26 protein-coding genes and 1 pseudogene are annotated in these 24662 nt (G+C 68.3%); 6 read left to right on the top strand and 21 right to left on the bottom strand.

The window, feature by feature from the left end; translation table 11 throughout:
* Positions 1 to 9: 9 nt before the first annotated feature.
* The 12 genes and pseudogenes from nuoK to ACFQRE_RS11610 all read right to left on the bottom strand — a co-directional run bounded on the left by nuoK (position 10) and on the right by ACFQRE_RS11610 (position 12445).
* Complete coding sequence (gene nuoK / locus ACFQRE_RS11665) at positions 10 to 309, bottom strand: NADH-quinone oxidoreductase subunit NuoK (protein WP_009776099.1); 300 nt, start codon at positions 307 to 309, stop codon at positions 10 to 12.
* Positions 306 to 1124 carry an NADH-quinone oxidoreductase subunit J gene (locus tag ACFQRE_RS11660; RefSeq protein ID WP_380122427.1) on the bottom strand — a complete coding sequence of 273 codons (819 nt, stop codon included), beginning with the start codon at positions 1122 to 1124 and terminating at the stop codon, positions 306 to 308. Before ACFQRE_RS11660 ends, nuoK begins: the two co-directional genes overlap by 4 nt.
* Entirely contained in the window at positions 1121 to 1777 is a 657-nt protein-coding gene (gene nuoI, locus ACFQRE_RS11655) for an NADH-quinone oxidoreductase subunit NuoI (protein WP_380122425.1), read from the bottom strand. Before nuoI ends, ACFQRE_RS11660 begins: the two co-directional genes overlap by 4 nt.
* Complete coding sequence (gene nuoH / locus ACFQRE_RS11650; protein ID WP_380122423.1) at positions 1770 to 3236, bottom strand: NADH-quinone oxidoreductase subunit NuoH; 1467 nt, start codon at positions 3234 to 3236, stop codon at positions 1770 to 1772. Before nuoH ends, nuoI begins: the two co-directional genes overlap by 8 nt.
* Positions 3233 to 5722 (bottom strand): NADH-quinone oxidoreductase subunit G, encoded by a 2490-nt coding sequence (locus ACFQRE_RS11645; protein ID WP_380122421.1) that lies wholly within the window; start codon positions 5720 to 5722, stop codon positions 3233 to 3235. The genes nuoH and ACFQRE_RS11645 overlap by 4 nt, the downstream gene beginning before the upstream one ends.
* Entirely contained in the window at positions 5719 to 7032 is a 1314-nt protein-coding gene (gene nuoF, locus ACFQRE_RS11640) for an NADH-quinone oxidoreductase subunit NuoF (RefSeq protein WP_380122419.1), read from the bottom strand. The genes ACFQRE_RS11645 and nuoF overlap by 4 nt, the downstream gene beginning before the upstream one ends.
* Before the next feature lie 331 nt (positions 7033 to 7363).
* Positions 7364 to 8230 (bottom strand): annotated as a pseudogene (nuoE, locus tag ACFQRE_RS11635) (NADH-quinone oxidoreductase subunit NuoE); the annotation flags it as partial.
* Positions 8230 to 9633, bottom strand: a complete 1404-nt coding sequence (locus ACFQRE_RS11630; RefSeq protein WP_380122417.1) for an NADH-quinone oxidoreductase subunit D — start codon at positions 9631 to 9633, stop codon at positions 8230 to 8232. The pseudogene nuoE and the gene ACFQRE_RS11630, both read right to left, overlap by 1 nt.
* A complete protein-coding gene (locus ACFQRE_RS11625) occupies positions 9633 to 10448 on the bottom strand; it encodes an NADH-quinone oxidoreductase subunit C (protein ID WP_380122415.1) in 816 nt (271 codons plus the stop codon). The genes ACFQRE_RS11630 and ACFQRE_RS11625 overlap by 1 nt, the downstream gene beginning before the upstream one ends.
* Positions 10445 to 11041, bottom strand: a complete 597-nt coding sequence (locus ACFQRE_RS11620; protein WP_380122412.1) for a NuoB/complex I 20 kDa subunit family protein — start codon at positions 11039 to 11041, stop codon at positions 10445 to 10447. The genes ACFQRE_RS11625 and ACFQRE_RS11620 overlap by 4 nt, the downstream gene beginning before the upstream one ends.
* Before the next feature lie 58 nt (positions 11042 to 11099).
* A complete protein-coding gene (locus tag ACFQRE_RS11615; RefSeq protein WP_009776109.1) occupies positions 11100 to 11462 on the bottom strand; it encodes an NADH-quinone oxidoreductase subunit A in 363 nt (120 codons plus the stop codon).
* 287 nt (positions 11463 to 11749) lie between these two features.
* Positions 11750 to 12445, bottom strand: coding sequence for a demethylmenaquinone methyltransferase (locus ACFQRE_RS11610; protein WP_380122409.1), 696 nt, complete (start codon positions 12443 to 12445; stop codon positions 11750 to 11752).
* Between the two features lie 63 nt (positions 12446 to 12508).
* On the opposite strand from ACFQRE_RS11610, the gene ACFQRE_RS11605 reads away from it, so the two are divergent.
* The 3 genes from ACFQRE_RS11605 to ACFQRE_RS11595 all read left to right on the top strand — a co-directional run bounded on the left by ACFQRE_RS11605 (position 12509) and on the right by ACFQRE_RS11595 (position 15289).
* Positions 12509 to 13813 (top strand): isochorismate synthase, encoded by a 1305-nt coding sequence (locus ACFQRE_RS11605; protein ID WP_380122407.1) that lies wholly within the window; start codon positions 12509 to 12511, stop codon positions 13811 to 13813.
* Positions 13814 to 13916: 103 nt separating this feature from the next.
* Positions 13917 to 14597 (top strand): SanA/YdcF family protein, encoded by a 681-nt coding sequence (locus ACFQRE_RS11600; protein WP_380122405.1) that lies wholly within the window; start codon positions 13917 to 13919, stop codon positions 14595 to 14597.
* On the top strand, positions 14594 to 15289 hold the full coding sequence (locus ACFQRE_RS11595; RefSeq protein WP_380122403.1) for an HAD family hydrolase: 696 nt from the start codon (positions 14594 to 14596) through the stop codon (positions 15287 to 15289). Before ACFQRE_RS11600 ends, ACFQRE_RS11595 begins: the two co-directional genes overlap by 4 nt.
* Positions 15290 to 15388: 99 nt before the next feature.
* Here the strand turns inward: ACFQRE_RS11595 and ACFQRE_RS11590 are convergent, their stop codons facing one another.
* Entirely contained in the window at positions 15389 to 15730 is a 342-nt protein-coding gene (locus tag ACFQRE_RS11590; protein ID WP_380122401.1) for a hypothetical protein, read from the bottom strand.
* 88 nt (positions 15731 to 15818) lie between these two features.
* Here ACFQRE_RS11590 and ACFQRE_RS11585 point away from each other — a divergent pair, with 88 nt between their 5' ends.
* The gene (locus ACFQRE_RS11585; RefSeq protein WP_380122398.1) at positions 15819 to 16091 is read left to right on the top strand and encodes a type II toxin-antitoxin system Phd/YefM family antitoxin; all 273 of its coding nucleotides are present in this window, start codon (positions 15819 to 15821) and stop codon (positions 16089 to 16091) included.
* Positions 16092 to 16151: 60 nt separating this feature from the next.
* A complete protein-coding gene (locus tag ACFQRE_RS11580) occupies positions 16152 to 16430 on the top strand; it encodes a type II toxin-antitoxin system RelE family toxin (RefSeq protein WP_380122396.1) in 279 nt (92 codons plus the stop codon).
* A gap of 15 nt (positions 16431 to 16445) precedes the next feature.
* On the opposite strand, the gene ACFQRE_RS11575 is transcribed toward ACFQRE_RS11580, so the two are convergent.
* The 7 genes from ACFQRE_RS11575 to ACFQRE_RS11545 all read right to left on the bottom strand — a co-directional run bounded on the left by ACFQRE_RS11575 (position 16446) and on the right by ACFQRE_RS11545 (position 22817).
* Positions 16446 to 16913, bottom strand: a complete 468-nt coding sequence (locus tag ACFQRE_RS11575; RefSeq protein WP_380122394.1) for a hypothetical protein — start codon at positions 16911 to 16913, stop codon at positions 16446 to 16448.
* 4 nt (positions 16914 to 16917) lie between these two features.
* Complete coding sequence (locus ACFQRE_RS11570) at positions 16918 to 18150, bottom strand: geranylgeranyl reductase family protein (protein WP_380122392.1); 1233 nt, start codon at positions 18148 to 18150, stop codon at positions 16918 to 16920.
* Positions 18151 to 18175: 25 nt separating this feature from the next.
* Positions 18176 to 19894, bottom strand: coding sequence for a 2-succinyl-5-enolpyruvyl-6-hydroxy-3-cyclohexene-1-carboxylic-acid synthase (menD, locus tag ACFQRE_RS11565; RefSeq protein WP_380122390.1), 1719 nt, complete (start codon positions 19892 to 19894; stop codon positions 18176 to 18178).
* Positions 19894 to 20352: a DUF3817 domain-containing protein gene (locus ACFQRE_RS11560; protein ID WP_380122387.1), complete on the bottom strand. Its 459-nt coding sequence runs from the start codon at positions 20350 to 20352 to the stop codon at positions 19894 to 19896. The genes menD and ACFQRE_RS11560 overlap by 1 nt, the downstream gene beginning before the upstream one ends.
* Positions 20349 to 21581 carry a PGAP1-like alpha/beta domain-containing protein gene (locus tag ACFQRE_RS11555; RefSeq protein ID WP_380122385.1) on the bottom strand — a complete coding sequence of 411 codons (1233 nt, stop codon included), beginning with the start codon at positions 21579 to 21581 and terminating at the stop codon, positions 20349 to 20351. The genes ACFQRE_RS11560 and ACFQRE_RS11555 overlap by 4 nt, the downstream gene beginning before the upstream one ends.
* A complete protein-coding gene (locus ACFQRE_RS11550; protein ID WP_380122383.1) occupies positions 21578 to 21820 on the bottom strand; it encodes a hypothetical protein in 243 nt (80 codons plus the stop codon). Before ACFQRE_RS11550 ends, ACFQRE_RS11555 begins: the two co-directional genes overlap by 4 nt.
* A gap of 91 nt (positions 21821 to 21911) precedes the next feature.
* Complete coding sequence (locus ACFQRE_RS11545; protein ID WP_380122381.1) at positions 21912 to 22817, bottom strand: winged helix-turn-helix transcriptional regulator; 906 nt, start codon at positions 22815 to 22817, stop codon at positions 21912 to 21914.
* A gap of 54 nt (positions 22818 to 22871) precedes the next feature.
* On the opposite strand from ACFQRE_RS11545, the gene ACFQRE_RS11540 reads away from it, so the two are divergent.
* Complete coding sequence (locus ACFQRE_RS11540) at positions 22872 to 24170, top strand: MFS transporter (RefSeq protein WP_380122378.1); 1299 nt, start codon at positions 22872 to 22874, stop codon at positions 24168 to 24170.
* Here ACFQRE_RS11540 and ACFQRE_RS11535 read toward each other — a convergent pair.
* Complete coding sequence (locus ACFQRE_RS11535; protein ID WP_380122375.1) at positions 24133 to 24558, bottom strand: MarR family winged helix-turn-helix transcriptional regulator; 426 nt, start codon at positions 24556 to 24558, stop codon at positions 24133 to 24135. The genes ACFQRE_RS11540 and ACFQRE_RS11535 overlap by 38 nt on opposite strands.
* Between the last annotated feature and the right edge of the window lie 104 nt (positions 24559 to 24662).

Below are 24662 nucleotides of genomic sequence, written 5' to 3'. Positions count from 1 at the left end.
TGCGGCCCCTTAGAGCTTCAACAGGTTGGCATCGTCGACCGAAGCCGAACGGCGGGCACGGAAGATCGCCATGATGATGGCGAGGCCGACGACGACTTCCGCCGCAGCGACGACCATGACGAACAGGGCAATGACCTGTCCATCGAGGTTGCCGTGCATTCGGGCGAAGGTGACGAACACGAGGTTGGCTGCGTTGAGCATGAGCTCGACGCCCATGAAGACGACGATCGCGTTGCGACGGGTGAGCACCACGGCTCCGCCGATGACGAACAGCAACGTCGCGAGATAGATGTAGTTGATCAGGCTCATCGCGGGTCCTCCGTCGACTCGTCGGTCGGGGCATCGTCGGCGACAGCGCGGTCCTGCGTGATGTCGCGCTCGATCTCACGCTCGGCGTCGAGCCACGGTGCGGCAGAGCCGACCTGGTCGCGGGCGGTGAGGACGCGGGAGATGGACAGCTCGCTCGGCGAACCGTCGGGCAGCAGGGCCGGGGTGTCGACCGCGTTGTGGCGGGCGTAGACACCGGGGACGGGCAGGCCGGACAGGTTCTCCCCGCTGCGGACCCGTCGCTCACTCCAGGCGCGCTGGTCGGGGCGGGAGCCCAGACGCTCGCGGTGGGCGAGCACCATGGCGGCCAGGGCTGCGGTGATGAGCAGCGCCGACGTGGCCTCGAAGACCCAGACGTAGCGGCCGAAAATGAGCTCGGCCATCCCGGACACGTTGCCCTTGTCCGTGTTGATCGCGTCGAGCTTGTTGGCCGGCGCGTCACCGATGGTGATGCGGCCGATCGCGCCCATGAGCATCGCCGCGAGGCCGAGCGTCAGGACGGTGGCCGCGGCGCGCTGACCCTTGAGGGTCTCGACGATGCTGTCGGAGGAGTCGACGCCGACGAGCATGACGACGAAGAGGAAGAGCATCATCACGGCGCCGGTGTAGACGAAGATCTGGATGACACCGAGGAAGTCCGCACCCTGGGCGAGGTAGAAGACGCCGAGGATGATCATCGTCAGGGCCATGCCGAGCGCGGCGTGGACGGCCTTGCGGGCAAAGATCAGGCCCAGCGCGCCGACGACCGCGAGGGGCGCGAGGACCCAGAAGAGGATCGCTTCACCTGTACTGGTCATTGCGCAGCCTCCTTGACGCCGCCGGTCGAACCTGAGGCGCCCGTCGCGTCGATGGCGTGGGTGGTCTGGGCATGGTTCGCCTGGACCCACTCCTTCTGGGCGGGCGTGGCCTCCGAGACCTTGCCGAGGTAGTAGTCGCGCTCCTCCATGCCCTCCACCATCGGGTGGGGCGCAGGCGCCATGCCACCCTGGAGCGGAGCGAGCAGCTGCTCCTTGGTGAAGATGAGGTCGGCGCGGTTGTTGTCGGCGAGCTCGTACTCGTTGGTCATCGTGAGCGCGCGCGTCGGGCAGGCCTCGATGCACAGGCCGCAGAAGATGCAGCGCAGGTAGTTGATCTGGTAGACGCGGCCGTAGCGCTCGCCGGGTGAAAAACGTCCAGCACCGCTGTTCGAGTCGTCGTTGTTGGCGCCCTCGACGAGGATTGCGTCGGCCGGGCAGGCCCACGCACACAGCTCGCAACCGACACACTTCTCCAGACCGTCGGGGTGACGGTTGAGCTGGTGGCGGCCGTGGAAGCGTTGCGCCGTCGGGCGCTTCACCTCGGGGTACTCGGTCGTGGCGACCTTGCGGAACATCGTCGCGAACGTCACCCCGAAGCCACCCACGGGGGCGAAGATGTCGGAGAAGAATCCGCCCTTTTTGTCCTCAGCCACGAGGGGCCTCCTTGTCGGTGAAGTCGAAGACGGCGGGACCACTCGGACGCTCAGGCGTCACCGGGTCAGCCTCAGGCAGGGCAGGTGCACCGACCCGAGCGGTCTCGCGCAGACGCTGACCGGGCATCGGCGGCACGGGATAGCCACCGGCATACGGATCGATCTCCTCGGGAACCGTGCCGTTGGCGGCAGCTTCTTTGGCGATCGCCCGGCTGTCCCACCACCAACCGAACGCCAGGGCGCCGATGGCGACCAACCCGACAATGGCCAGCGACGAGTAGGGGAAGCGGCGACCGGCCAGGTCGAGGGCCCCATCGCCGAACCAGCCGTTCTGCGCGCCGCGGAAGAACGCGACGAGCACGACCCAGCCGAGGGTTGCCGGGATGAGGAACTTCCAGCCGAAGCGCATGAACTGGTCGTAGCGGGTACGCGGCAGGGAGCCACGCAGCCACACGAAGAAGAACATGAACATCCAGAGCTTGGCAGTGAACCAGAGCAGGCCCCACCAGCCCTCGTTGAACATGCCGTCGTTGATCGCCGCGATTCCGGGAGGCGCCTGCCAGCCACCGAGGAACATCGTCGTGGCCAGCGCGGAGACGGTGAACATGTTGATGTATTCACCCAGGAAGAACATGGCGAACCGCATCGAGCCGTACTCGGTGTGGAACCCACCGGTGAGCTCGCCCTCACCCTCGGCGAGGTCGAACGGGAGACGGTTGGTCTCGCCGACCATCGTGATGACGTAGACGAAGAAGCTGAAGAACGCCGGGATGATGTACCAGATGCTGTGCTGCGAACTCACGATCTGCGAGGTCGACATCGAGCCGCTGTAGAGGAAGACGGCGACGAGTGAGAGGCCCATCGCGATCTCGTAGGAGATCATCTGCGCGGAGCTGCGCAGGCCACCCATGAGCGGGTAGGGCGACCCCGAGGACCAGCCGGCGAGCACGACGCCGTAGATGCCGATGCCTGCGATCGCGAGGACGAACAGCACCGAGATCGAGGAGTCCGCGAGTTGCAGCGGGGTGCGGTGACCGAAGAGGTTGACCTCACCGGCGAGCGGGATGATCGCGAAGCCGATGAAGCACATCGTGGCCGTGATGAGCGGCGCGAGCGTGAAGACGAACCGGTCGGCCTTGGCCGGGGTGACGTCCTCCTTGAGCATTGCCTTCATGCCGTCGGCGAGGGTCTGGAGCAGACCGAACGGGCCGTTGCGGTTGGGCCCGGGACGCTGCTGCATGCGACCGATGACGCGCCGCTCGAACCAGATGACCATGAGCGTCGACACGAGCAGGTAGACGAAGATGATCAGCGCCTTGATGAGCGAGATCCACCAGGGCGTGTCCGAGAAGTCGGCCCTGGGGTTGTCCTTGCCTTCGGCAACAAGCGTGTGTATGCCGGTCAGCGCACTGTCGCTGAACGTCCCGGCTGCTTCGTGAAGGGCGAGAAGGGTGCTCATGGTGAGTCTTCCTTGTCCATCTTGGTGACGGAGACGCGGATGGCCGGTGCGTCCGCGAGAGTGGCCCGAAGGTCACACCCAGCGGAGTTGGTCGGGAGCCAGACGACGTGGTCGGCCATCATCGTGACAGCGACAGGGACAGTGACCGTGGAGTCGCCGGCCACCACAGTGACCGTGTCGCCGTCGATCACACCGAGCGAGTCGGCGGTCGTGGGCGAGACCTTGGCGGCGGGCTTGGGGGCGGTGCCCGCGAGGAACGGCTCGCCGTCCTGAAGCTGACCATTGTCGAGAAGGTGACGCCAGGTGGCGAGAACGAGGTGTCCGTCCACGGCGCTGGGCACCTCTCCGGGCGCAGCTGTCGGGGCCGCGGCACGCGTACCAGTGGACGGGCCGATGCGCTCCATCTCGGAGCGGACCTCGGCGACGGTGCGGGTCCCGAGGAACTCGCCCATCTCGTCGGCGATCATGTCGAGCGCACGGTGGTCGCTGACGTAGCCGGACTCGAGGGCCTGCGAGAAGGTGCGCACGCGCCCCTCCCAGTCGACGAACATGCCTGCCTTCTCGGCGTGGGCTGCGACGGGCAGGACCACGTCGGCGACGGCGGTGACGGCCGACTCACGGATCTCGAGGGAGACGACGAACGTCGACTCGAACGCCGTGATGGCGTCGGCCCGACCGAAGTCGAGCGGGTCGACGCCACCGACGACGAGCGCACCGATCTGTCCGGTGCGGGCGCCTTCGAGGATGGCTGCGGCGTCGCGACCGGGAGCGTCAGGAAGTCCGACAACACCCCAGGCCGAGGCAACCTCGGCACGAGCGGACGCGTCACTGACGGAACGCCCACCGGGGAGCAGGGTCGGGAAGGCGCCGGCCTCGAGGGCACCGCGCTCCCCCGCACGACGCGGGATCCACGCGAGGCGTGCACCCGTGGTCTCGGCGAGGCGCGCGGCAGCAGTCAGGGCACCGGGGACCGTGGCGAGGCGCTCGCCGACGAGGATGATCGCGCCCTCGCCGCGCAGTGCTTCGGCGGCGGCCCGCACGGTGTCGGGGCCTTCGCCCGCGGCACCGCTGGCCGAGCCCTTGCCGAGGGCCTCGAGGACCTCGGGCTCGGTGCCGGGTGCGGTGGCGATGAGGTGACCAGAGACCTTGGTGAGTCCGCGGGTCGCAACGGGCGACACGGCATACACGGCTGTCTTGTTCCTGCGCGACGCCTTGCGCAGGCGCAGGAAGACGATCGGGCTCTCGTCCTCGGGCTCAAAGCCCGCGAGGACAACGGTTTTGGCGTTCTCGAGGTCCGTGTAGGTGACCGCGCCACCCTCGGGACCGGTGGCCACGACGTTGGACGCGAGGAACTCCGCCTCCTCCGCCGAGTGGGGGCGGGCGCGGAAGTCGACGTTGTTGGTGCCGAGCACGGTGCGCGCGAACTTGCCGTAGGCGTAGGCGTCCTCGGCGCTGACGCGACCGCCGACGAGCACACCGGCGCTGGACGCCTTCTTGAGTCCAGCAGCTGCGACCTCGAGGGCCTCACGCCAGGACGCGACGCGGAGTTCGCCGTCCTCGCGGACCAGCGGCAGCTCGATGCGGTCGGGGAGGGTGGCGTACTGGAAGGCCCAGCGGCCCTTGTCGCAGTTCCACTCCTCGTTGACCGCCGGCTCGTTCGCGGCCATGCGGCGCAGGACCGTGCCACGACGGTGGTCGGTGCGGGTGGAGCAACCGGCGGCGCAGTGCTCACAGACGCTCGGCGTGGAGACGAGGTCGAACGGGCGGGCGCGGAAGCGGTAGGCCGCACCCGTGAGCGCTCCGACCGGGCAGATCTGGACGGTGTTGCCGGAGAAGTAGGACTCGAACGGTTTCTCTTCGTAGATGCCGACCTGCTGGAGGGCGCCGCGCTCGACGAGAGCGATGAACGGGTCACCGGCGACCTGCTCCGAGAAGCGGGTGCAGCGCGCGCAGAGGACGCAGCGCTCGCGGTCGAGGAGGACCTGGCTCGAGATGTTGATGGGCTTGGGGTAGGTGCGCTTGACGTCCTCGAAGCGGCTCACCGGGCGACCACTGCTCATCGCCTGGTTCTGCAGGGGGCACTCGCCACCCTTGTCGCACACCGGGCAGTCGAGCGGGTGGTTGATGAGGAGCAGCTCCATGACGCCGTGCTGCGCCTTCTCGGCGACAGGTGACGTGTGCTGCGTCTTGACCTGCATGCCGGGCGAGACCGTCATGGTGCACGAGGCCTGCGGCTTCGGCATCGGGCGGAGGGTTCCGTCCGGGCCGGGGGTCGCGACGTCGACGAGGCACTGGCGGCAGGCGCCGACCGGCTCGAGCAGCGGGTGGTCGCAGAAGCGCGGGATCTCGATCCCGACCTCTTCGGCCGCCCGGATGACGAGGGTGTTCTTGGGGACGGAGACGTCGATGCCGTCGATGGTGAGTTCCACCATGTCGACGGCCGGCTTGTCGGTGGTGTCGACCTTTTTGTCGCTTACGGCTGTCATGCAGTCACTCGGTCCTTGTGGAAGAGCGTGGACTCACGCGAGTCGAAGGGGCAGGAACCTTCAGTCAGGTGGGCGATGTACTCCTCGCGGAAGTACTGGATCGAGCTCGTGATCGGGCTCGTCGCACCGTCACCCAGGGCGCAGAAGCTGCGGCCCAGGATGTTGTCGCAGATGTCGAGGAGCTTGTCGAGGTCCTCCTCGGACCCCTGACCGTGCTCGAGACGACCGAGGATCTGCTTGAGCCACCACGTGCCCTCACGGCACGGGGTGCACTTGCCGCAGGACTCGTGCTTGTAGAAGTCGGTCCAGCGGTCGACAGCGCGCACGACACAGGTCGTCTCGTCGAAGATCTGCAGGGCGCGGGTGCCGAGCATGGAACCGGCTGCGGCGACCGACTCGAAGTCGAGCGGGGTGTCCAGGTGCTCGGCCGTGAAGAGCGGGGTCGAGGAGCCACCGGGGGTCCAGAACTTCAGCGCCTTCTCGGGGTCGCGCATGCCACCGGCCATGTCGAGCAGCTCGCGCAGCGTGATGCCGAGCGGGGCTTCGTACTGGCCCGGGTTCTTGACGTGACCCGAGAGGCTGAAGATGCCGAAGCCCTGGGACTTCTCGGTGCCCATGTCACTGAACCAGTCGGCGCCGTGCAGCAGGATCGGCGGGACGGAGGCAATGGACTCGACGTTGTTGACGACGGTCGGGCGGGCGTAGAGCCCGGCGACGGCGGGGAACGGAGGCTTGAGGCGCGGCTGACCGCGGCGACCCTCGAGGCTGTCGAGGAGCGCTGTCTCCTCACCACAGATGTAGGCGCCGGCGCCTGCGTGCACGGTGATGTCGAGGTCGAAGCCCGAGCCGTGGATGTTCTTGCCCAGGTGGCCCGCGGCATACGCCTCTTCGACCGCACGCAAGAGGCGACGGTAGACATGGACGACCTCGCCGCGAAGGTAGATGAAGGCGTGGTTGCAGCCGATGGCGTAGGACGTGATGACGCAGCCCTCGATGAGGAACTGCGGCGCCGCCATCATGAGCGGGATGTCCTTGCACGTGCCCGGCTCGGACTCGTCGGCGTTGACGACGAGATAGCGGGGGCCGCCGTCCGGCGGGGGCAGGAAGCCCCACTTCATGCCGGTCGGGAAGCCAGCGCCACCACGACCACGCAGACCGGAGTCCTTGGTCATCTGGACGAGGTCTGCGGGCGGGGTCGCGAGCGCCTTGGTGAGCGCCTTGTAGCCGTCGTTCTTCTCGTAGGTCTCGAGAGTCCAGCTCTGCGGGTCGTCCCAGAACTTCGTGAGGATCGGCGTCAGCGTGGTGCTCATCGGGGTCCTCGCAAAGTATCGGAGCGACGGAGGAGTGGAGAACTTTGTGGGGTGATGGTCATGCCTCGTCACCCTTCTTCTTGGGCTTGCGGGCGCGGGTCGACCTGGGGGCCTTCGGCGCAGGGTCGTCGAGTGGCTCGGCGGTGCCCTCGTCGAACGACGAAGTGCTGAATCCGGCCGGACCCGAGCCGCCCGTCTGGGCGGTGGCGCCTTCGGAAGCCGGCGACGCCGGGGTCCCGGTCAGGGGTGCATCACCCTTGGGCTCGGCCTCGGCGGTCGAGGACCCATCGTCAAAGAGGGTGGCTTCCTCGGCATCTGGCGCCGGCGAGTCCTTGGCCTGCTTGCCGCCCGGCTTCTCGTCGGGCTCGTTGGTCGCCGCGTTGACCGAGCTGTGCCGTCCTGCGGCCTTGCCGTCGACCTTCTCGCCCTCGGCGCTGGCCCGGGTGGAGTCGTCGGCGTCATTCGTGGAATCGGCAGTGTCGGCGCCCTTGGCGGCTTCCCAACCGTTCTCGTGCGCGACCTCGAGGCCAATCAGCGAAGCCGGTCCGGCGCCGACACCCTCGTCGGCGAGGCCGTCGCTGAAGCCAGCGAGGACGCGGGACATCTGCTTGAAGGAGCACAGCGAGTTGGGACCACGGGTCGGCCTCACCGGCGTGCCGGCGCGCAGGTCGTCGACGAGCTGGTTGGTCGACTCGGGCGTCTGGTTGTCGAAGAACTCCCAGTTGGCCATGACCACGGGTGCGTAGTCGCACGCCGCGTTGCACTCGATGCGCTCGAGGGTGACCTTGCCGTCGTCGGTCGTCTCGTCGTGGCCGATGCCCAGGTGCTCGGAGACCGAGTCCCAGATCTCGTCGCCGCCCATGATCGCGCAGAGCGTGTTGGTGCAGACGCCGACGGTGAACTCCCCGTTGGGGTGGCGCTTGTACTGGGTGTAGAACGTCGCGACGCCCGAAACCTCGGCGCGGCTCAGCTCGAGCACCTCGGCACAGAAGTCGATGCCGCGGCCGGTGACGTAGCCGTCGACCGACTGCACGAGGTGCAGCAGCGGCAGCAACGCCGAGCGCTTCTGGGGGTACTTCGCGATGACCTGCTCGGCGTCCGCGTGCAGACCCTCGAGGACGTCGGCGGCATACGCCTCCTTGGACTCGGCTGACACCGTGAGGTGACCCGAGGCCGTCTGCAGTCCGTAGTGCTCCATCAGCGGTCCACGCCTCCCATGACGGGGTCGATAGAGGCAACGGCCACGATGACGTCAGCGACCTGGCCGCCTTCGGACAACGCGGCCACGGCCTGAAGGTTGTTGAAGCTCGGGTCCCGGAAGTGCGCCCGGTAGGGACGCGTGCCGCCGTCGGACACGATGTGGCAGCCGAGCTCGCCCTTGGGCGACTCGATCGGCACATAGGCCTGACCGGCCGGCACCCGGAAGCCCTCGGTGACGAGCTTGAAGTGGTGGATCAGGGACTCCATCGAGGTGCCCATGATCTCGCGGATGTGGTCGAGGCTGTTGCCCTGGCCGTCGCTGCCGACGGAGAGCTGGGCCGGCCACGCGATCTTCTTGTCCGCGACCATGACGGGGCCGGTGACCTTCTTGAGGCGCTCGACGCACTGCTCGACGATCTTGAGCGACTCGTACATCTCGTCGAGACGGATCCGGATGCGGTCGTAGGCGTCCGCGCCGGTGCGGGTGACGACCTCGAAGTCGTAGGTCTCGTAGCCGCAGTAGGGCTGGCTCTTGCGCAGGTCGTGCGGGAGGCCGGTCGAGCGCAGGATCGGTCCGGTGATCCCGAGGGCCATGCAGCCCGCGAGGTCGAGGTAGCCGACGTTCTTGGTGCGGCCCTTGAGGATCGGGTTCTCGTTGAGCAGCAGCTCGAGCTCGTGCAGGCCCTTGCGGAGCTCGCCGACCGTGCCGTTGATCTGGTCGAGACAGCCGTGCGGCAGGTCCTGTGCGACGCCACCGGGGCGGATGTAGGCGTTGTTCATGCGCAGGCCGGTGACGGCCTCGAAGATCCGCAGGATGCGTTCGCGCTCACGGAAGCCGACCGTCATGACGGTGGTCGCACCGAGCTCCATGCCACCGGTGCCGAGGCACACGAGGTGGGAGTTGATGCGGGTGAGCTCCATCATGAGGACGCGGATGATGCTCGCGCGCTCGGGGATCTGGTCCTCGATGCCGAGGAGTCGCTCGATGCCCAGGCAGTAGGTGGTCTCCTGGAACATCGGCGTGAGGTAGTCCATGCGCGTGCAGAAGGTCACCCCCTGCACCCAGTTGCGGTACTCCATGTTCTTCTCGATACCGGTGTGCAGGTAGCCGATTCCCGCACGGGCCTCGGTGACCGTCTCGCCGTCGAGCTCGAGGATGAGTCGGAGCACGCCGTGGGTCGACGGGTGCTGCGGACCCATGTTGACGACGATGCGCTCCTCGTGGAGTGCAGTCGCCTCGTCGACCAGGTCGCCCCAGTCGCCGCCGGTCGCGTTGAACACGCGGGCGCCGTCCTCGCGGTCGGCGTCGGTCGTGGCGTAGGGGTCGCGCTCGCCGGAGCCCTGCTCCTGCGCCGGAACGTCTTCGTAGATGGTGTCGGCTGCGCTGTTTTCAGTGGCCATCAGTTGTACGACCTCCGCTCGTCGGGCGGGGGTACGACCCCACCCTTGTATTCCACGGGGATGCCACCCAGCGGATAGTCCTTGCGCTGGGGGTGCCCCGGCCAGTCGTCCGGCATGAGGATGCGGGTGAGGGCGGGGTGGCCCTCGAAGACGATGCCGAACATGTCCCAGGTCTCGCGCTCGTGCCAGTCGGCCGCCGGGTAGGTCTCGACGACCGAGGGGATGCGCGCGTCGTCGTCGGGCGCCGTCACCTCGAGGCGGACCCGGCGGTTGTGGGTGATCGAGAGCAGGTGGTAGACCGCGTGCAGCTCGCGACCGGTCTCGTTCGGGAAGTGCACACCCGAGACGCCGGTGCAGATCTCGAAACGCAGGGCCGGGTCATCGCGCATCGCCTTGGCGACAGCCGGGAGGGCTTCGCGCGCGATGTGCAGGGTGAGCTCGCCACGGTCGACAACGACCCGCTCAACAGCTTTTGCGTATGCCGTGTCGCCGGAGTTCCCGAGTGCGGTCTCGAGAGTGCCCGTCAGCTCGTCGAAGTAGCCGCCGTAGGGCTTCTCGGACGCGCCGGGGAAGAGGATCGGGGTGCGCAGGCCGCCGTAGCCAGTGGTGTCGCCACCGTTGGTCGGGCCGAACATCCCGCGGCGCTCGCCGATCTGGATGGGGTCGGTGTCGCCAGCCGCCAGGGCCTCGGTGAGGTCAATGTCGGTCGCGTGCAGGTCGCCGGAGTCGAGGATCGGCTCCGGTGGCGTCGCCTTGGGCCCCTCGGGCGCCTTTTCGGCGGACTTGGCAGTGTCTTCTTTGGGCTTGTCGCTCATGCGAGGAGGTTCCTCCCGGGCGTCGCCGTGAGGGCGCCGTGGTCGTGGGTCGGCTGCATGAGGTGCGTCGGGGTGGCGCGCAGGGCGGCCTCCTCGGCGGCACGGGCAGCGGCGATCCGGTTGACGCCGAGCTTGGAGTTCTGGATCTGGTCGTGCAGCTCGATGATCGCGTTGAGCAGCATCTCGGGCCGAGGCGGACAGCCGGGCAGATAGATGTCGACCGGGATGATGTGGTCGACGCCCTGGACGATCGCGTAGTTGTTGAACATGCCGCCGGAGCTGGCACACACACCCATCGAGATGACCCACTTGGGGTTGGGCATCTGGTCGTAGACCTGACGGACGACCGGCGCCATCTTGTTGGACACGCGTCCGGCGACGATCATCAGATCGGCCTGGCGCGGCGTCGCCGAGAAGCGCTCCATGCCGAAGCGGGCGATGTCGTAGTCGGGCGTACCGACGGCCATCATCTCGATGGCGCAGCAGGCGAGGCCGAACGTCGCCGGCCAGATCGAGGCCTTGCGCATGTATCCGGCGACGTTCTCCAACGTCGTCAGGACGAAGCCTGCGGGCAGCTTCTCCTCGAGTCCCATCAGCGAACCCTTCCAGTCAGATCAAAGTCAGCACACGGCATACCCGGCAGTGAAGGCATCAGTCCCACTCCAGTCCGCCGCGCTTCCACACATAGGCGTAGGCGACGAACACGGTGAGGATGAACAGGACCATCTCGACGAGCGCGAACAGGCCGAGGGAGTCGAAGGCGACGGCGAACGGGTAGAGGAAGACCGACTCGATGTCGAAGATGATGAAGAGCATCGCCGTGAGGAAGTACTTGATCGGCACGCGACCACCGCCGTCGGCGCGCGGAGACGGCTGGATCCCGCACTCGTACGGCTCGGACTTGGCGCGGTTGTAGCGCTTGGGTCCGACGACGAGGCTGGTGCCCACAGAGCCGGCGGCAAAGACGAAGCCGAGCGCCAGGAGGAAGAGGATCGGGACGTAGGGGTTGCTCATCGCTGGTCAACTCCCCTTTCGGTGCCAGGGTGTGCGGCGGCTCGAGTCACGCGCCCCATCGTAGAGGGCGTGACGCAGGTCTCAACTGCAGGATTGTTCGGCGTGGTGGGACAGCCCGGAGCGTCCCCGCGATCGACGTCGCGGACGGCACTGGCGAGGCCAGTGGCATCTTTGGCGAGGATCAACGACACACCTTGCTTGTGAAAGTCTTCACGAACACCGACCCACTCTATGAGGCCGATCTTCGGCCGTTCACTAAGGCGAACCTAAGTGGGCGAGGTGCAGGTTCAGGCAGGCTTCGCCGCTCGGTGCAGGGCGACGATCCCGGCGCTCAGGTTGCGCCACGCCACGTCACTCCAACCGGCCTGCTCCACTCGGGTCGCGAGCGCCTTCTGGTCGGGCCAGGCCTGGATGGACTCGGCCAGGTAGACGTAGGACTCGGGGTTCGAGCTGACCTTGCGGGCCACGCGCGGAAGCGCCCCCATGAGGTACTCGCTGTAGACCTTGCGGAACGCACCGTTGACCGGCTGGCTGAACTCGCAGATCACGAGGCGCCCGCCCGGCTTGGTGACGCGGGCGAACTCGCGCAGCGCCGCGTCGGTGTCGGCGACGTTGCGCAGACCGAACGACATGGTCACCGCGTCGAACGACTCGTCGGCAAAGGGCAGCTGCATCGCGTCCGCAGCGGTGAAACCGAGGTCGTCGCGACGCTTCTTGCCGACACGGAGCATGCCGAGCGAGAAGTCGGCGGGAACGACGTGGACGCCCTTGTCGGCGAACGGTTCGCTCGAGGTGCCCGTACCGGCGGCGATGTCGAGGACACGCTCGCCCGGCTTGGCGGCCACGGCCTGGAGGACGGCGCGTCGCCACAGCCGGTCCTGGCCGAGGGAGAGCACGTCGTTGGTCACGTCGTACCTCTCGGCGACGTCGTCGAACATCGCGGCGACGTCGCGGGGATCCTTGTCGAGGGAGGCGCGGCTCATGTCGCCATCATCTCACCGCGCCCATGCGAGGACCGCCGCCCCTCGGGGTTACGCTCGCTGGTGATGACGTCCCTGCCCACGTCCGAGTCGGACATTGCGCCCCTCGCGCCCCTCGTCACCCGCACCGTCCCGCTGTCACCCGCGGACGGTACGGCGCTGCTGGCACTGCTGCCGGCGACGAGCTCGCGCGACACCACCTCATGGGTTCGTCGTGGCGACGGCCTCGTCGGTTGGGGCCGTGCGGTCTCCGTGACGGCTCACGGCACCGACCGCTTTGCGGTTCTGGAGTCGTGGTGGCGTGACGTGTCGGGGTCGGCCGTGGTGCGTGACGAGGTGGATCTGCCCGGCACCGGACCCGTCGCCTTCGGCGCGATCTCGTATGCCGCCGACTCGCCTTCCGGTGCCACTCTCGTCGTGCCCTCGGTCGTCGTCGGGCGCCGCGGCGACCGGTGGTGGGTGACGACGACGTCGACGGATGCGTTGCCGGCCAGCGTGACTCCAGTGGTCTCGTCGGACGCCCTGTCACCGGGTGATGTGTCCTTTGCCGACGGTTCGTTGTCGCCGACCGAGTGGGCTGGCGCCGTGGCCGAGGCGGTCTCACGCATCCAAGCGGGCGCCTTGGACAAGGTCGTGTTGGCGAGGGACCTGGACGTGCGGACGGCTGCGCCGATCGACGTGCGCTGGCTGCTGGCACGGCTGGCCGAGAGCTATGAGTCGACGTGGGTCTTCGCCGTGGATGGGCTGGTCGGTGCGACCCCGGAGATGTTGGTGCGCCGCGAGAAGGGGCTCGTGACGTCGCGGGTCCTGGCGGGGACGATCCGCCGCACGGGCGACGACGACCACGACCTGGCGTTGGCTGCGTCTCTGGCTCGATCGTCGAAGGACCTCGAGGAGCACGAGTACGCCGTGCGGTCGGTCGCCGAAGCCCTTGCGCCGCACTGCTCCTCGATGAACGTGCCCGAGGCTCCGTTCGTCCTGCACCTGTCCAATGTCATGCACCTCGCGACCGACGTGGCTGGGGTGCTGACGGACGCGACGTCATCCTTGGCCCTCGCCGCGTCGCTGCACCCGAGCGCCGCGGTGTGCGGTACGCCGACCCTCGTGGCCGACGCGTTGATCACCGAACTGGAGCACATGGACCGCGGGCGCTATGCCGGGCCCGTGGGTTGGATGGACGCGAGTGGCGACGGCGAGTGGGGTATCGCGTTGCGATCAGGGGCGATTCACCACGACGACGACCACCGCATGTCACTGTATGCCGGGTGCGGCATCGTCGCGGGCTCCGTCCCGGAGTCCGAAGTGGCCGAGTCCGACGCCAAGCTCATCCCCATGCGCGACGCCCTGACCGCCCCCACCCCTCGTCCCTAACTCACCCAATTCCCGGCTTGGGGACGCGACACGCCACTCTCGCGACCCACCACAATCGTCCAATAGGACGCGTTTGGCGATCGTGTGAATGCAGACTGAGCGCGTGAAGAAGCTGTGGGGGCGACGGGTCACTCGGATCCTTGCGGTTCCTGTCATTCTCGGCCTGCTCGCCGTGCTGCTGCCTTGGGGCTGGATCCTCATCGCGTCGGCCGGTCGGGTGCACGACGCCACCGACGTGGCGGATGCGCCAGAGACTCCCGTCGCGCTTGTCCTCGGTGCCGGCCTGCAGGGCGGCCGCCCCCGTCCCTATCTGGCGGCGCGCCTGGATGCGGCCAAGGACCTGTACGACAGCGGCCAGGTGCGCGTCCTGCTCGTGTCCGGAGACAACCGAACCCACGCGTACGACGAACCCACGGCCATGCGTGACTACCTCGTTGGAGCCGGTGTGCCGACGGAGGCCATCGTTCTCGACTTTGCCGGCCGCGACACCTACGACTCCTGCCAGCGCGCACACCGGATCTTCGGCGTCGACAAGGTCACCGTGATCTCGCAGAGCTACCACGTGGGACGCGCGGTCGCACTGTGTCGGGCGGCCGGGATGACCACTAACGGGGTGGGCGACACGTCGATGCGCAGCCGCTACCCGCGCCAGTGGTGGATCGGCTGGACCCGCGAGAAGCTTGCCAACATCAAGGCTGTCGGCGACGTCGTCACCGGCCGCGACCCGGTCCTCGGCCAACCCGAGTCCAGCGTTCAGGACGCCCTCGCGAACGGAGCCCGATGACCACCTCAGGCGAGCAGGCCGCCCCGACTGACCCGAGTGACCAGTGGGCGCCGCTTCCGGTCGACGCCGTCGTCTTCGACCTTGGCAACGTCCTCATCCGGTGGGACCCGGCTCCGGCGGTGGCTGCGGCTGTCGGCACCGAGCGGGCCACCGCCTTCCTCAGGGATGAGGCCTTCGACTTCGCCGACTGGAACGCTGCGAACGACGCCGGGCGCTCCTGGGAGGACGCGGAGCGCGAGGCCATCGCTGCGCATCCGCACCTGGAGGAGGAGATCCGCGGCTACCGGACGCACTTCGGGGCCTCCCTCGTCGAGGAGATCGCGGGGACCGTCGAGATCCTGCGCGAGCTCCACGCGGCCGACATCCCGGTCCTCGCCCTGACCAACTGGGCGGCCGAGACCTTCCCCGTGGCCCTTGACCGCTTCGACTTCCTCGACCTGTTCGAGGACATCATCGTCTCGGGCGAGGAGGGGGTGGCCAAGCCGGATCCAGAGATCTTCGAGATCCTCGAAGAACGGGTGAGTCACCTCGGCGGCCTGGACGACTGCATCTTCATCGACGACTCGCTGGTCAACGTCGCAGCGGCGCACGAGGCTGGACTCGACGCGATCCACTTCACCGATCCCGAGCACCTGCGCCAAGACCTCGCCCTGCGTGGCCTCCCGCTACGCAGGACCCAACGAGAACCCTGACCTCGGCGGGCATGGGGCGCGGCAAACAGTCATCTGAGCGACCGAGTTGAGCGCGGCTGGCATCGAGCCAGACCCCATTGCCGCGCCTGGTGCACGCACCTAGAGGTGCGTGCCCAGATAGCGATCACTTCGGTCAGAGGCCTCACACGACGCGGCCCACTGCGCGCTCTCGAACGCGAGCACCTCAAGTTCCCAGACGCATCCCACCGCGCCAGCACGATGAGGCCGCAACTCTGCGGGACGATCCAGCGTCGAGGTCCAGTAGGACTGGATGAGGTCAACGCCATCCCACACGTGGGCGAGCGCAAAATGTGCCGGGCGGGCACGGTGAAGGAGGAGATACCCGACTCCGCTGCCCGGAGTCGACGTCGCGAACTCCACGGTGAGCGCTCGCGCAGCACGATCCAGCGCTTCGGGGCATTCTGAGCCAGCAACGCTCATCGCGTACACCTTCATCTCGCACGGCCCGAGTTGTGCAACCCCCCGCCACTCCACCGGTCGACTCTCCACGTCCGTCATCGTCGCAGCCATGGCAGCGGTGGGCCTTGCCGGCTGGCCGAATCTTCGGAAACACGAGCAAAGCGCCACAATTGTGTCCATGAGCACCGAACCGCTGAGGGACGTCCGCAACCACTTCAGCGACGTCATCGCCCGCGTCGAGCGCGAACACGAGCGGGTCACGGTCACTCGGAACGGGCGTGCGGCCGCGGTCATCATGAGCCCCGGACGACCTGGCGGAGCTCGAGGAGACTCTCTTGGTGCTCAGCGACCCCGAAGCACTGGCCGACATCAGGGAAGCTGACAAGGCGTACGCCTCAGGTGATGTCGTGCGCGGCATCGACGCCGTCCGCTCGTTGCGATCGTGACTGACGAGGGCCCATACGAGCTGGTTCTCACTCCACCCGCGGTCAGGGCTGTGCGATCCGGCCTGCCCGAGTCGGCGGCTGGTGCGGTGGTCGAGTTCGTGACGGGTGCACTCGTGCAGAATCCACAGCGAGTGGGCAAACCGCTGAGGGGTCACTTGGCCGGAATCCACTCGGTCAGGCGTGGCACCTACCGAATCCTCTCCCGGATCAACGAGGACCCGCGCGAGGTCGTTGTTCTACGCATCGAGCACCGGCGCGACGCCTACCGGGCGTGATCTGCGGCGACAGGTTCACAGTCCCCGGTCGAGTCGAGTCTGTGCAACTGCCACTCGATGCTTTGTCGTTCGGATTCGCCCGGTCACTTCAGGAATCTCCACAACGCGACCATCCGCCAGCTTTACCTTGAGCATCCTGAAGATTCGCGACTCCGAAACATAGCGGTTGAGGTAGCCCGAGTACGGCCTCGAACGGACGGACTTCACATCGGCTGCACGGTAGGTCCACGTGCGCAGCCAGCCTCGGCGCACCACGCGGTCGTCAGCGATGAGCAAGCCGACGAAGGGTGCGCGCACCAACAGTGCGGTGAGGGCAGAGGCCCAGATCCAGAACATCCAGTCGGGGTCCCTGGTGCCATCGAGCGCAGGGTCGAGAAACGCACCGACCGAAACCAGGAGCAAGGTCAGCAGCACGCCAGCACAAAGTGCGAGGTAGCCCGGGGCGCGAATCATGAGCGGCCCCACAGCCGGTTCTGTGGTCATCGGCTCAGGTGAAGGGCGGGCGGTGCTCGAGGCGGACGGACTGGCGGCCGGCCCAGCGCCACACGCGCGCGGCCCCGTCGCGGTCCTCGTCGGTCACGAGGTTGCCCATCCACCGCAGCGCGAGTGTCATGAGCCAGTCCGAACGCATGCCAGCAGGACCCAGCGCAGGCAAAATACGCGGCACGGTGACGACACCTGCGAGCCGGCGGGCTATCGAGAACGCCTCGCCGTAGTGCTCCTTGAGCAGCGCCGGCCACGTCACCGACAGGTCTGTGTCGAGCAGGTCGACGACGAAGCGCCCGGTCTCGAGGCTGTAGTCGATGCCCTCACCGTTGAGCGGGTTGATACACGCGGCGGCGTCACCGATCAGCGCCCAGTTCGGCCCGGCGACTCCGCTGACGGCGCCTCCCATGGGAAGCAGTGCACTGGTCGCCAGCCGCGCCTCGCCCTGCAGCCCGAACCCGTCGCGACACTCCTCGACATAACGAGCCATGAGTGGCTTGACCGCCACCTCGGCCGGCCGCTTGGTCGTTGCCAACGTCCCGGCGCCGACGTTCACCTGCCCGCCGCCGAGCGGGAAGATCCAACCGTAGCCCGACAGGATCTCGCCCTCCTCGCCGCGCAGTTCGAGGTGGCTGCTGATCCACGGGTCGTCGGCCTGCGTCGAGTCGACGTAGCAACGCCCCGCCACCGCATAGACGGTGTCCTTGTGCCACACGCGCCCGAGCGCCTTGCCGAGGCCGGACCGCACGCCGTCGGCGACGATGAGCCGCTCGCACTCGATCTCGAACGTCTCGCCATCGCGCTGGAACGTCACCCCACGCACTCGCCCACCCTCAACACGCGCGTCGACAGCCTTGGCGCCCTCGACGCCAACAGCACCGGACTTCAGCGCCGCCGTGCGGAGATGGTCATCGAGCTCGGTGCGGGCCACGGCCGAACCCCAGTCGGGCAGCGAGCCGCCGGGCCAGGGCAGCTCGAGCACCTGACCGAAGCCGTGGGCGCGCAGACCCTGGTTCACGGTGTGCCCACGCAGCCAGTCGTCGAGGCCGAGCCGCGTCAGCTCGGCGATCGCTCGCGGCGTCAGCCCATCACCGCAGGTCTTGTCGCGCGGGAAGACGGCAGCGTCGGCCAGCACCACGTCGCGTCCGGAGCGCGCCGCCCAGGCCGCCGCAGCGGAACCGGCCGGACCTGCTCCGACGACGAGGACATCGGTGCGAGCGGGGGTGGTGGTCACCGGGTCATTCTCGCAAGCCGTCGGCTCAGTCCGAAATCGTCAGGGCGTTGCGCGCGATCCGACGCAGTCGCTCGTGCGCGCCACGGTGCGACTCCGCGTCGATCGGCACCTCGACGACGGTGATCCCGGTGGGATTCGCGGACAGCGCTTCGGCTGCCGCTTCGCGCGTCTGCGCGAGAACGTGGCGTATGCCGTGCGCTCGGCACAGTGCCCCGAAGTCGGTTCCCGTCGGGGTGGCGAAGATGCGGCCGAAGTCAGCGCTGCGTTCGGGGGCTCCGTGCTCGAGGGTGCGGAAGATCCCGCCCCCTCCATCGTTGGTGATCAGGATGGTGAGGTCCGGGCGTGGTTCGTCCGGACCGATGGCCAGGGCGTTGGAGTCGTGCAGGAAGGTCAGGTCCCCGACCCAGGCATAGCTCGGCGCATCGGTCGTCAGTGCGAGCCCCACAGCCGTCGAGAGGCAGCCGTCAATTCCGGCCAAGCCACGGTTGGCGACGACGGAGATGGCCGACTCACGCCGCATCCCGAGGTCGAGGTCTCGCACCGGGTTCGACGATCCGACGAAGAGCTGGGCGCCGTCCGGCAGTGCCTCACCCACGACGGAGGCGACTGCGAGGCCGGTCCCCCACGGGGCACGCTGCTTGCGAACCGCCTGCGCGACAACCGATCCGGCACTCTTCCAGTTCCCCATCCAATCCAGGTCGCCGGCTTCCGGGGATGGTCCTGCGAGGGTCATCAGAGGATGCACTTCGTGGACGACGTGGCCGGGATCGGGCCATTGCGAAGCCCCCGTGAACACCTCGATGCGCACGCCCTCCGTGCGCAGCAACGCCGCGACGGCGCGGGACAACGTGACGCGCCCGACGACGAGGACGCGCTCCGGAAGGTGGGCCGCAAGCCAGTCCCCAGCCGTGAGGAGCAAGGGACCATGCGGCACCACGGCCGTCCGGTCATGGACCCCGAACGGTTCTGCGACAACGGGATAGCCGCGCCCCGCAGACCACTTCACCACTTGCGCCGAGGAGACGGGTGATCGTGAGAGGTCACCGAGGACGACGAGGGTCCGTGGGACGTGCGTGAAACCACCAGTGCTGGATTCGCCGAACCAGCCACCCAAGGGGCTGCGAACCCACGGCTCGCCGTCGGCTCGCCCGGCAGGGACGTCGGAGGCATCGCCCAGGTCCGGGGTCAGGGGGTCGCGGAAGGAGACATTGAGGTGGACGGGGCCTGCGTCCGGGCCGGGCTTTCCGTCCGTCGCGGTTCCACGTGCCGCCACCAGGGCGCGACACACCGAGGAGCGGTGGAAGGCGCCGACGGACTCGGCGAGCTCTGGCGCCGGCACATCCGCGGACCAGCGGACGGCCGGGCCAAAGATTCCCGGCTGCACCGTCGTCTGGTTCGCACCCGTCCCCCGCAACTCAGCCGGACGGTCGGCCGACAGCACCACAAGAGGCACCCCCGTGTGGTGCGCCTCGAGCACGGCCGGGTGCAGGTTCGCGACAGCTGTCCCCGACGTCGTGATCACCACCACCGGTGCGCCAGAACCCTTGGCGAGCCCCAGAGCCAGGAACCCGCCGGTCCGCTCATCCACCCGCATGTGCAGGCGAAGGCGACCTTCGCGCTCGGCCTGCTGGACGGCATACGCAAGAGGCGCGGAGCGCGATCCGGGAGCGAGGACGACCTCGCGAACGCCACCACGGATCAGCTCGTCAACAAGGACGCGAGCGAGCGCGGTGGACGGGTTCATCAGCTGCCCGACGCCGGCGGGCCGACGACCAACGCGACCCCGGTCAGACCGGCCACAGCCACGACACCGACGACAGCCGCGAGAGCTGGGTTGCGCGTGAGCCACGCCAGGACCTTCTCGGGCAGGGACGCAGGTGCGTCGCCACCGGCACCGAAGCGCCACGGCCCCTCGAGTTGACCGGCCGACTCCGCGCTGCGGTCGAAGATGATCGTCGCGAACGGCGGCACCGCGCTCACGAGTGCCAGCAGTCCGGTGCGGAGCGACCACTTCTGGTTGATCCAGGTGGCGAGGGCGATGAGCCCGTAGGTGATGAAGACGACCCCGTGCACCATCCCGAAGATCCGCACTCCGAGCTCGGTCGTCTCGGTGACGTACTTGAGGAACATCCCGATGAGGAGCAGGGCCCAGGTGATCGCCTCGGCGATGGCTACCCGGCGGAACAGCAGTTTGGGGGTCACGAGTCGCGATTCTGCCACCGCCGCTCCGAGCGGAACTCATGCACCACCGGCTTGGCGCCCGGCGCGACCCCCAGCACCGGGGCCAGTCCAGAGCGCCAGTGCTGCAGGGAGACATCGCTGGACCGGTCGACCCGCGACGCCGTCGAGCGGTATGCCGTCAAGGCGTGGGCACCCAGCGAGAGATGCCCGCCGACCGTGATCGGCGCTGCCGCCTCGACGGTCGTCCAGCTGCGCCCGTCGCGCGGGGGAGACACGTCGAGCGCATGGACGGGGTCCGTGTGGTGTTGGAGGGACAGCACTTCGGTCGAGTCCGGAATCGGGAAGTCGTCGATGGGTGAACCCGCCGTCACGACATGCGTCACGCGGTGGGCGCGGGTGAACGACGGATCGGACGCGAGCGCTGCCGCGACGATCCCGCCCTGGCTGTGACCCGCAAGCACGACCCTGTCCCGCGGCCCCGCCCGCCCGGCCTGCGCCTGCTCGAGCGCCCTGGCCACGGCGACCTTGGACGCGCTCGTCGCGCCGAGCATGAGCGACACGTTGGCCGGCCAGTCCATGGGAACCTCGCCTCCCTCGAACCACCCACCGTGCGTGCCCGGTATCTGCACGACCCACGTCGTCGTCCCGTCCATCGCCAGCACCTCGATCACGCGCACCCTCCCCTCGGTCCCCTCACCGCCGAGCGACTGGATGCCGGCGAGCAGCGAGTCCGTCGATGTGGGAACCGGCACGCAGTCCTGTGCATCAACAGGGGCCACGGCGACGTCCCACCCGTCGCCCTCGTCGAGCAGCCCGAACGCTCGACCGGTCGTCTCGGACACGAGCCACGCCAACCCCATCGCTTGGTCGTGCAGACCGGCGACGAGCCCGCGTGCCCGCGCCTCCGCTGCCGCATAGCCTGCAGCCGCCTGATCCGTTGTCACCCCGAGCTCACGCAGTCGCTCGACGGCACCCGCCACGTCCGCCACGAGATCGGCAAGGTCCCGGCGACAACGCCCCACGAGCGGCTCGAGGTCAATGGGTGCTCCGAGCACTCGCTGGCCGAGGCCCCAGTCGAGTCCCACCAGGGGCACCATCGGCGCCTGCAGGACGACACCAACCTCTCGCGGAGTGACCCGTGAGACGGCGTCGGCCGATCGACGAAGCCTGCCCGCCGCGCGCCGCAAGTCGTCCACCGCCACCTCGATCCCGCCCTCACCACCGGTGACAGCGAGACCGTCGTCACTCATGCGGCCTGCTCGGCCCGGTCAGCGACCCGATCGAGCAAGTCCGCGACAGCGTCCTCGCGCTCGGCGAGCTCCCGCAGTTCACGCACCCGGGTCCTGATGAGCACCCTGAACCGCTCCGCCGACGGCGCGCGCCAGCTCAGTTCTGACACCGTCAGGAGCATCGCGGACTCCGCGCGAGTGTCCTGCGCTGCGAGTCGCCAATGCTGCGCCCGTCCCCTCAAGTCACCCGTGTTCGTCATGCGAACAGCCAACGCCTGCAACGGCATTCGCGTCCACGGCCGCCGGGCAATCTGTGGACAACCCGCCTGTCGCAGTTCCCCTGTGGACAGTTCAGGCGGAGTTGGCGACGCCACCCATCAGGCCATCCAGCACGCCGAGCATCTCGACCGCCGACCCCGCGGGATCGGTCACCGGAGCCTGCACAGCCCGCACCACACCGGCGGGATCGACGACCAACGTCACCCGCTTGAGTCGATCCACCCCGCCCGCCCGGAATGTCGGCAACCGCAGCGCGCCAGCCAACGCGACGTCCTCATCCGACAACAACACATAGGGCAGCGAGGCGTGCTCGGCGAACGCCGCCTGCTGGTCCGGCCGCTGCGTACTCACCCCGTGCACCACGACTCCGCGAGCCGCGAACGCGGCGTGCTGCGCGGCATACGCCATCGCTTCGACCGTGCACCCAGCCGCACCCGGGATCTCTCCCCAACCGGGCGAATAGCCCTGTGCCGCAGGCGCCCAGGCGCCCGGCATACAGAAGAGAACGGTCCACGATCCGGGCCCAGAAGAGACAGAAAGACCAACGGGTATGCCGTCGTGCCTGGTCAGCGTGATCGGTGGCAGTGCGTGCCCGACGAGTTCGCCGACCCGGCGCGACTCGGCGGAGTCCGCCGTGATGCCGGCGCTCACCGAACCGTCGCCGAGGACGTGGCGGGCACCCCAGTCCTGCAGCGCGACGAGGACCGGCAGCAGGCCCTGACCCTTGGGCGTGAGGACATAGTCGTGGCGCGGCGGTCGGGTCGAATAGGGCTCCTTGGAGAGGACCCCGTCGGCGACCAACCCGGCCAGCCGCTCCGTGAGCGCGCGGCGGCTGATGCCCAGTTCGCGCTGCAGCGCGTCGAAGCGGGTCACTCCCCCGGCGACGTCGCGAACGATGAGGAAGGTCCACCAGTCGCCGAGCACGCCGAGCGACTGGGCGATGCCGCAGTCCTCATCGGCAAGGTCCTCTCGGCGCATGGTGTGAGTATAGTCCGTTCCAGATTGGAACTTAGGAACTCGGGAGGACACACGATGACTGGGGACGGACGCTCGTTCTGGACGTACTGGGGCGCGAGCGCCTCGAGCAACCTGGGTTCCGCGGTTGGCTCGATCGCCCTGCCGCTCACCGCCCTGACCGTGCTCGACGCGACGCCTCTCCAGATGGGGCTCATTGCGGCAGCCTCGTATGCCGCGTGGCTCGTCATCGGACTGCCCGCCGGTGCGCTCGTGGTCCGGCTTCCGCTGCGCGGCACCCAGGTGTCGATGGACCTGGCGCGGGCGCTGGCCGTCGCATCGGTGCCGATCGCGTGGTGGTCCGGCCATCTCACGATCACGCAGCTCGTCGTCGTGGCCCTGGTCATCAGCTTCGCCAACGTGATGTTCGACGTCGCGAACTCGACCTTCCTCCCGATGGTCGTGCCCAAGGACCAACTGCACGAGCGCAACAGCCTCATGTCGGGGACGTATGCGACCACCCAGCTCGGGGGACCCTCGATCGGCGGGCTCGCGATCCAGGTGCTCGGGGCCGTGCCGACGCTGCTCGTCGACGCGGTCAGCTATGTCGTCTCGGCCACACTCCTGCGGAGTCTGCCCTCGCGCGCGCCCGTTGCGGCCGCCTCCGCCGATCGACCAGCCATGCGGCAGATGATCGGAGAGGGGTGGCGCTACGTCACGCGACACCCGGTCATGGCGCCGTGCATGTGGTCGGCCACGGCGATCAACTTCGTCTGCGGTGCCCAGATGGCGCTGTTCGCCCTGTATCTCGTACGTGATCTCGACACGCCCGCCGCGTTCGTCGGGTTCCTCCTCGCGGCCGAGGGGGTGGGTTCGCTCATCGGGGCGGCACTGTCCCCGCGGGTCGTTCGCAGGCTTGGGTCGGCGCGGGCGTGCGTGGCGTCATCCATCCTGTCGTTCGTGGGTGGGTTGCTCATCCCGATCGGCACCGGCTGGGTCGCCTGGCTCTGTTTCGCGCTCGGCAACATCGTCTTCGCCGGCGGCGTCGTCATCTTCAGCACCGCCACCCGCACCTATCGGCAACAGGCGAGCCCGCCCGAGATGTTGTCGCGCGTCATGGCGACAGTTCGATTCGTGTCCTGGGGGGCGATCCCCGTCGGCGGACTGGTGGCCGGCCTCGTCGCCACGTGGGTGGGTGCCCGTTGGGCACTGGTCGTCTTTGCCGCAGTGGGCATCGTCGACGTCGTGATCGTCCTTGCGAGCCGCATCGGCAAGCTCCGCGACCTCACGGACCTGGACGAGGCCGATCAGCCGGACGAGGCCGACGCCCCTGACGCGCTCAACGCGAACGCAGACGCTCCTCGTGGCGCTCCGTGATCTCGCGGATCGCGACGAGATGCTTCACGAGCAGCTCGAGCTCGGCCGTCGTGCACCCCTCGAGGAGCGGCATGCCCTCGATGACCATCGGCTCATAGAGCTCCCACGTCCGCCGCTGCCCCTGCTCGGTCATCTCGACGAGGACCCGCCGACGGTCCGCCGGGTCGGAGGTACGCCGCACGAACCCCTTGCGCTCCAACCGGTCGATCATCGACGTCGTGGCGGCTGGCGTGAGGCCCACGCGACGGGCGAGTTCGCTCGCTGACCGCGGCTGATCGACGAGCCAGTCGAGGCAACGCAGATCGGCAGGACCCACCCCGAGCGCGCGCCCGACCTCATCGTCAAGGGCCTGGGTGGCGCGCTGATAGGCCTGCGTGGCGGTTCCCACGTCAGCGATCAGTTGACGGCGCGTGACTTTCGGCAATATCCTTCGATTCTCGAACTATCAGATTCTCGAATAGTCGCATCTGTCGAATAGTACTGAGTTCTCAC

The sequence above is a fragment of the Knoellia pratensis genome, from assembly GCF_042666395.1.
GTDB classification, from domain to species: Bacteria; Actinomycetota; Actinomycetes; order Actinomycetales; family Dermatophilaceae; genus Knoellia; species Knoellia pratensis.
Note: the sequence above shows the minus strand (reverse complement) of the source record. Positions and strands in the feature narration are given on the sequence as shown.

Coding starts and splice junctions, on each gene's coding strand:
- nuoK (WP_009776099.1), bottom strand. CDS start 309: ATGAGCCTGATCAACTACATCTATCTCGCGACGTTGCTGTTCGTCATC.
- ACFQRE_RS11660 (WP_380122427.1), bottom strand. CDS start 1,124: ATGACCAGTACAGGTGAAGCGATCCTCTTCTGGGTCCTCGCGCCCCTC.
- nuoH (WP_380122423.1), bottom strand. CDS start 3,236: ATGAGCACCCTTCTCGCCCTTCACGAAGCAGCCGGGACGTTCAGCGAC.
- ACFQRE_RS11645 (WP_380122421.1), bottom strand. CDS start 5,722: ATGACAGCCGTAAGCGACAAAAAGGTCGACACCACCGACAAGCCGGCC.
- nuoF (WP_380122419.1), bottom strand. CDS start 7,032: ATGAGCACCACGCTGACGCCGATCCTCACGAAGTTCTGGGACGACCCG.
- ACFQRE_RS11630 (WP_380122417.1), bottom strand. CDS start 9,633: ATGGCCACTGAAAACAGCGCAGCCGACACCATCTACGAAGACGTTCCG.
- ACFQRE_RS11625 (WP_380122415.1), bottom strand. CDS start 10,448: ATGAGCGACAAGCCCAAAGAAGACACTGCCAAGTCCGCCGAAAAGGCG.
- ACFQRE_RS11620 (WP_380122412.1), bottom strand. CDS start 11,041: ATGGGACTCGAGGAGAAGCTGCCCGCAGGCTTCGTCCTGACGACGTTG.
- ACFQRE_RS11615 (WP_009776109.1), bottom strand. CDS start 11,462: ATGAGCAACCCCTACGTCCCGATCCTCTTCCTCCTGGCGCTCGGCTTC.
- ACFQRE_RS11610 (WP_380122409.1), bottom strand. CDS start 12,445: ATGAGCCGCGCCTCCCTCGACAAGGATCCCCGCGACGTCGCCGCGATG.
- ACFQRE_RS11605 (WP_380122407.1), top strand. CDS start 12,509: ATGACGTCCCTGCCCACGTCCGAGTCGGACATTGCGCCCCTCGCGCCC.
- ACFQRE_RS11595 (WP_380122403.1), top strand. CDS start 14,594: ATGACCACCTCAGGCGAGCAGGCCGCCCCGACTGACCCGAGTGACCAG.
- ACFQRE_RS11590 (WP_380122401.1), bottom strand. CDS start 15,730: ATGAGCGTTGCTGGCTCAGAATGCCCCGAAGCGCTGGATCGTGCTGCG.
- ACFQRE_RS11585 (WP_380122398.1), top strand. CDS start 15,819: ATGGCAGCGGTGGGCCTTGCCGGCTGGCCGAATCTTCGGAAACACGAG.
- ACFQRE_RS11575 (WP_380122394.1), bottom strand. CDS start 16,913: ATGACCACAGAACCGGCTGTGGGGCCGCTCATGATTCGCGCCCCGGGC.
- menD (WP_380122390.1), bottom strand. CDS start 19,894: ATGAACCCGTCCACCGCGCTCGCTCGCGTCCTTGTTGACGAGCTGATC.
- ACFQRE_RS11555 (WP_380122385.1), bottom strand. CDS start 21,581: ATGAGTGACGACGGTCTCGCTGTCACCGGTGGTGAGGGCGGGATCGAG.
- ACFQRE_RS11550 (WP_380122383.1), bottom strand. CDS start 21,820: ATGACGAACACGGGTGACTTGAGGGGACGGGCGCAGCATTGGCGACTC.
- ACFQRE_RS11545 (WP_380122381.1), bottom strand. CDS start 22,817: ATGCGCCGAGAGGACCTTGCCGATGAGGACTGCGGCATCGCCCAGTCG.
- ACFQRE_RS11540 (WP_380122378.1), top strand. CDS start 22,872: ATGACTGGGGACGGACGCTCGTTCTGGACGTACTGGGGCGCGAGCGCC.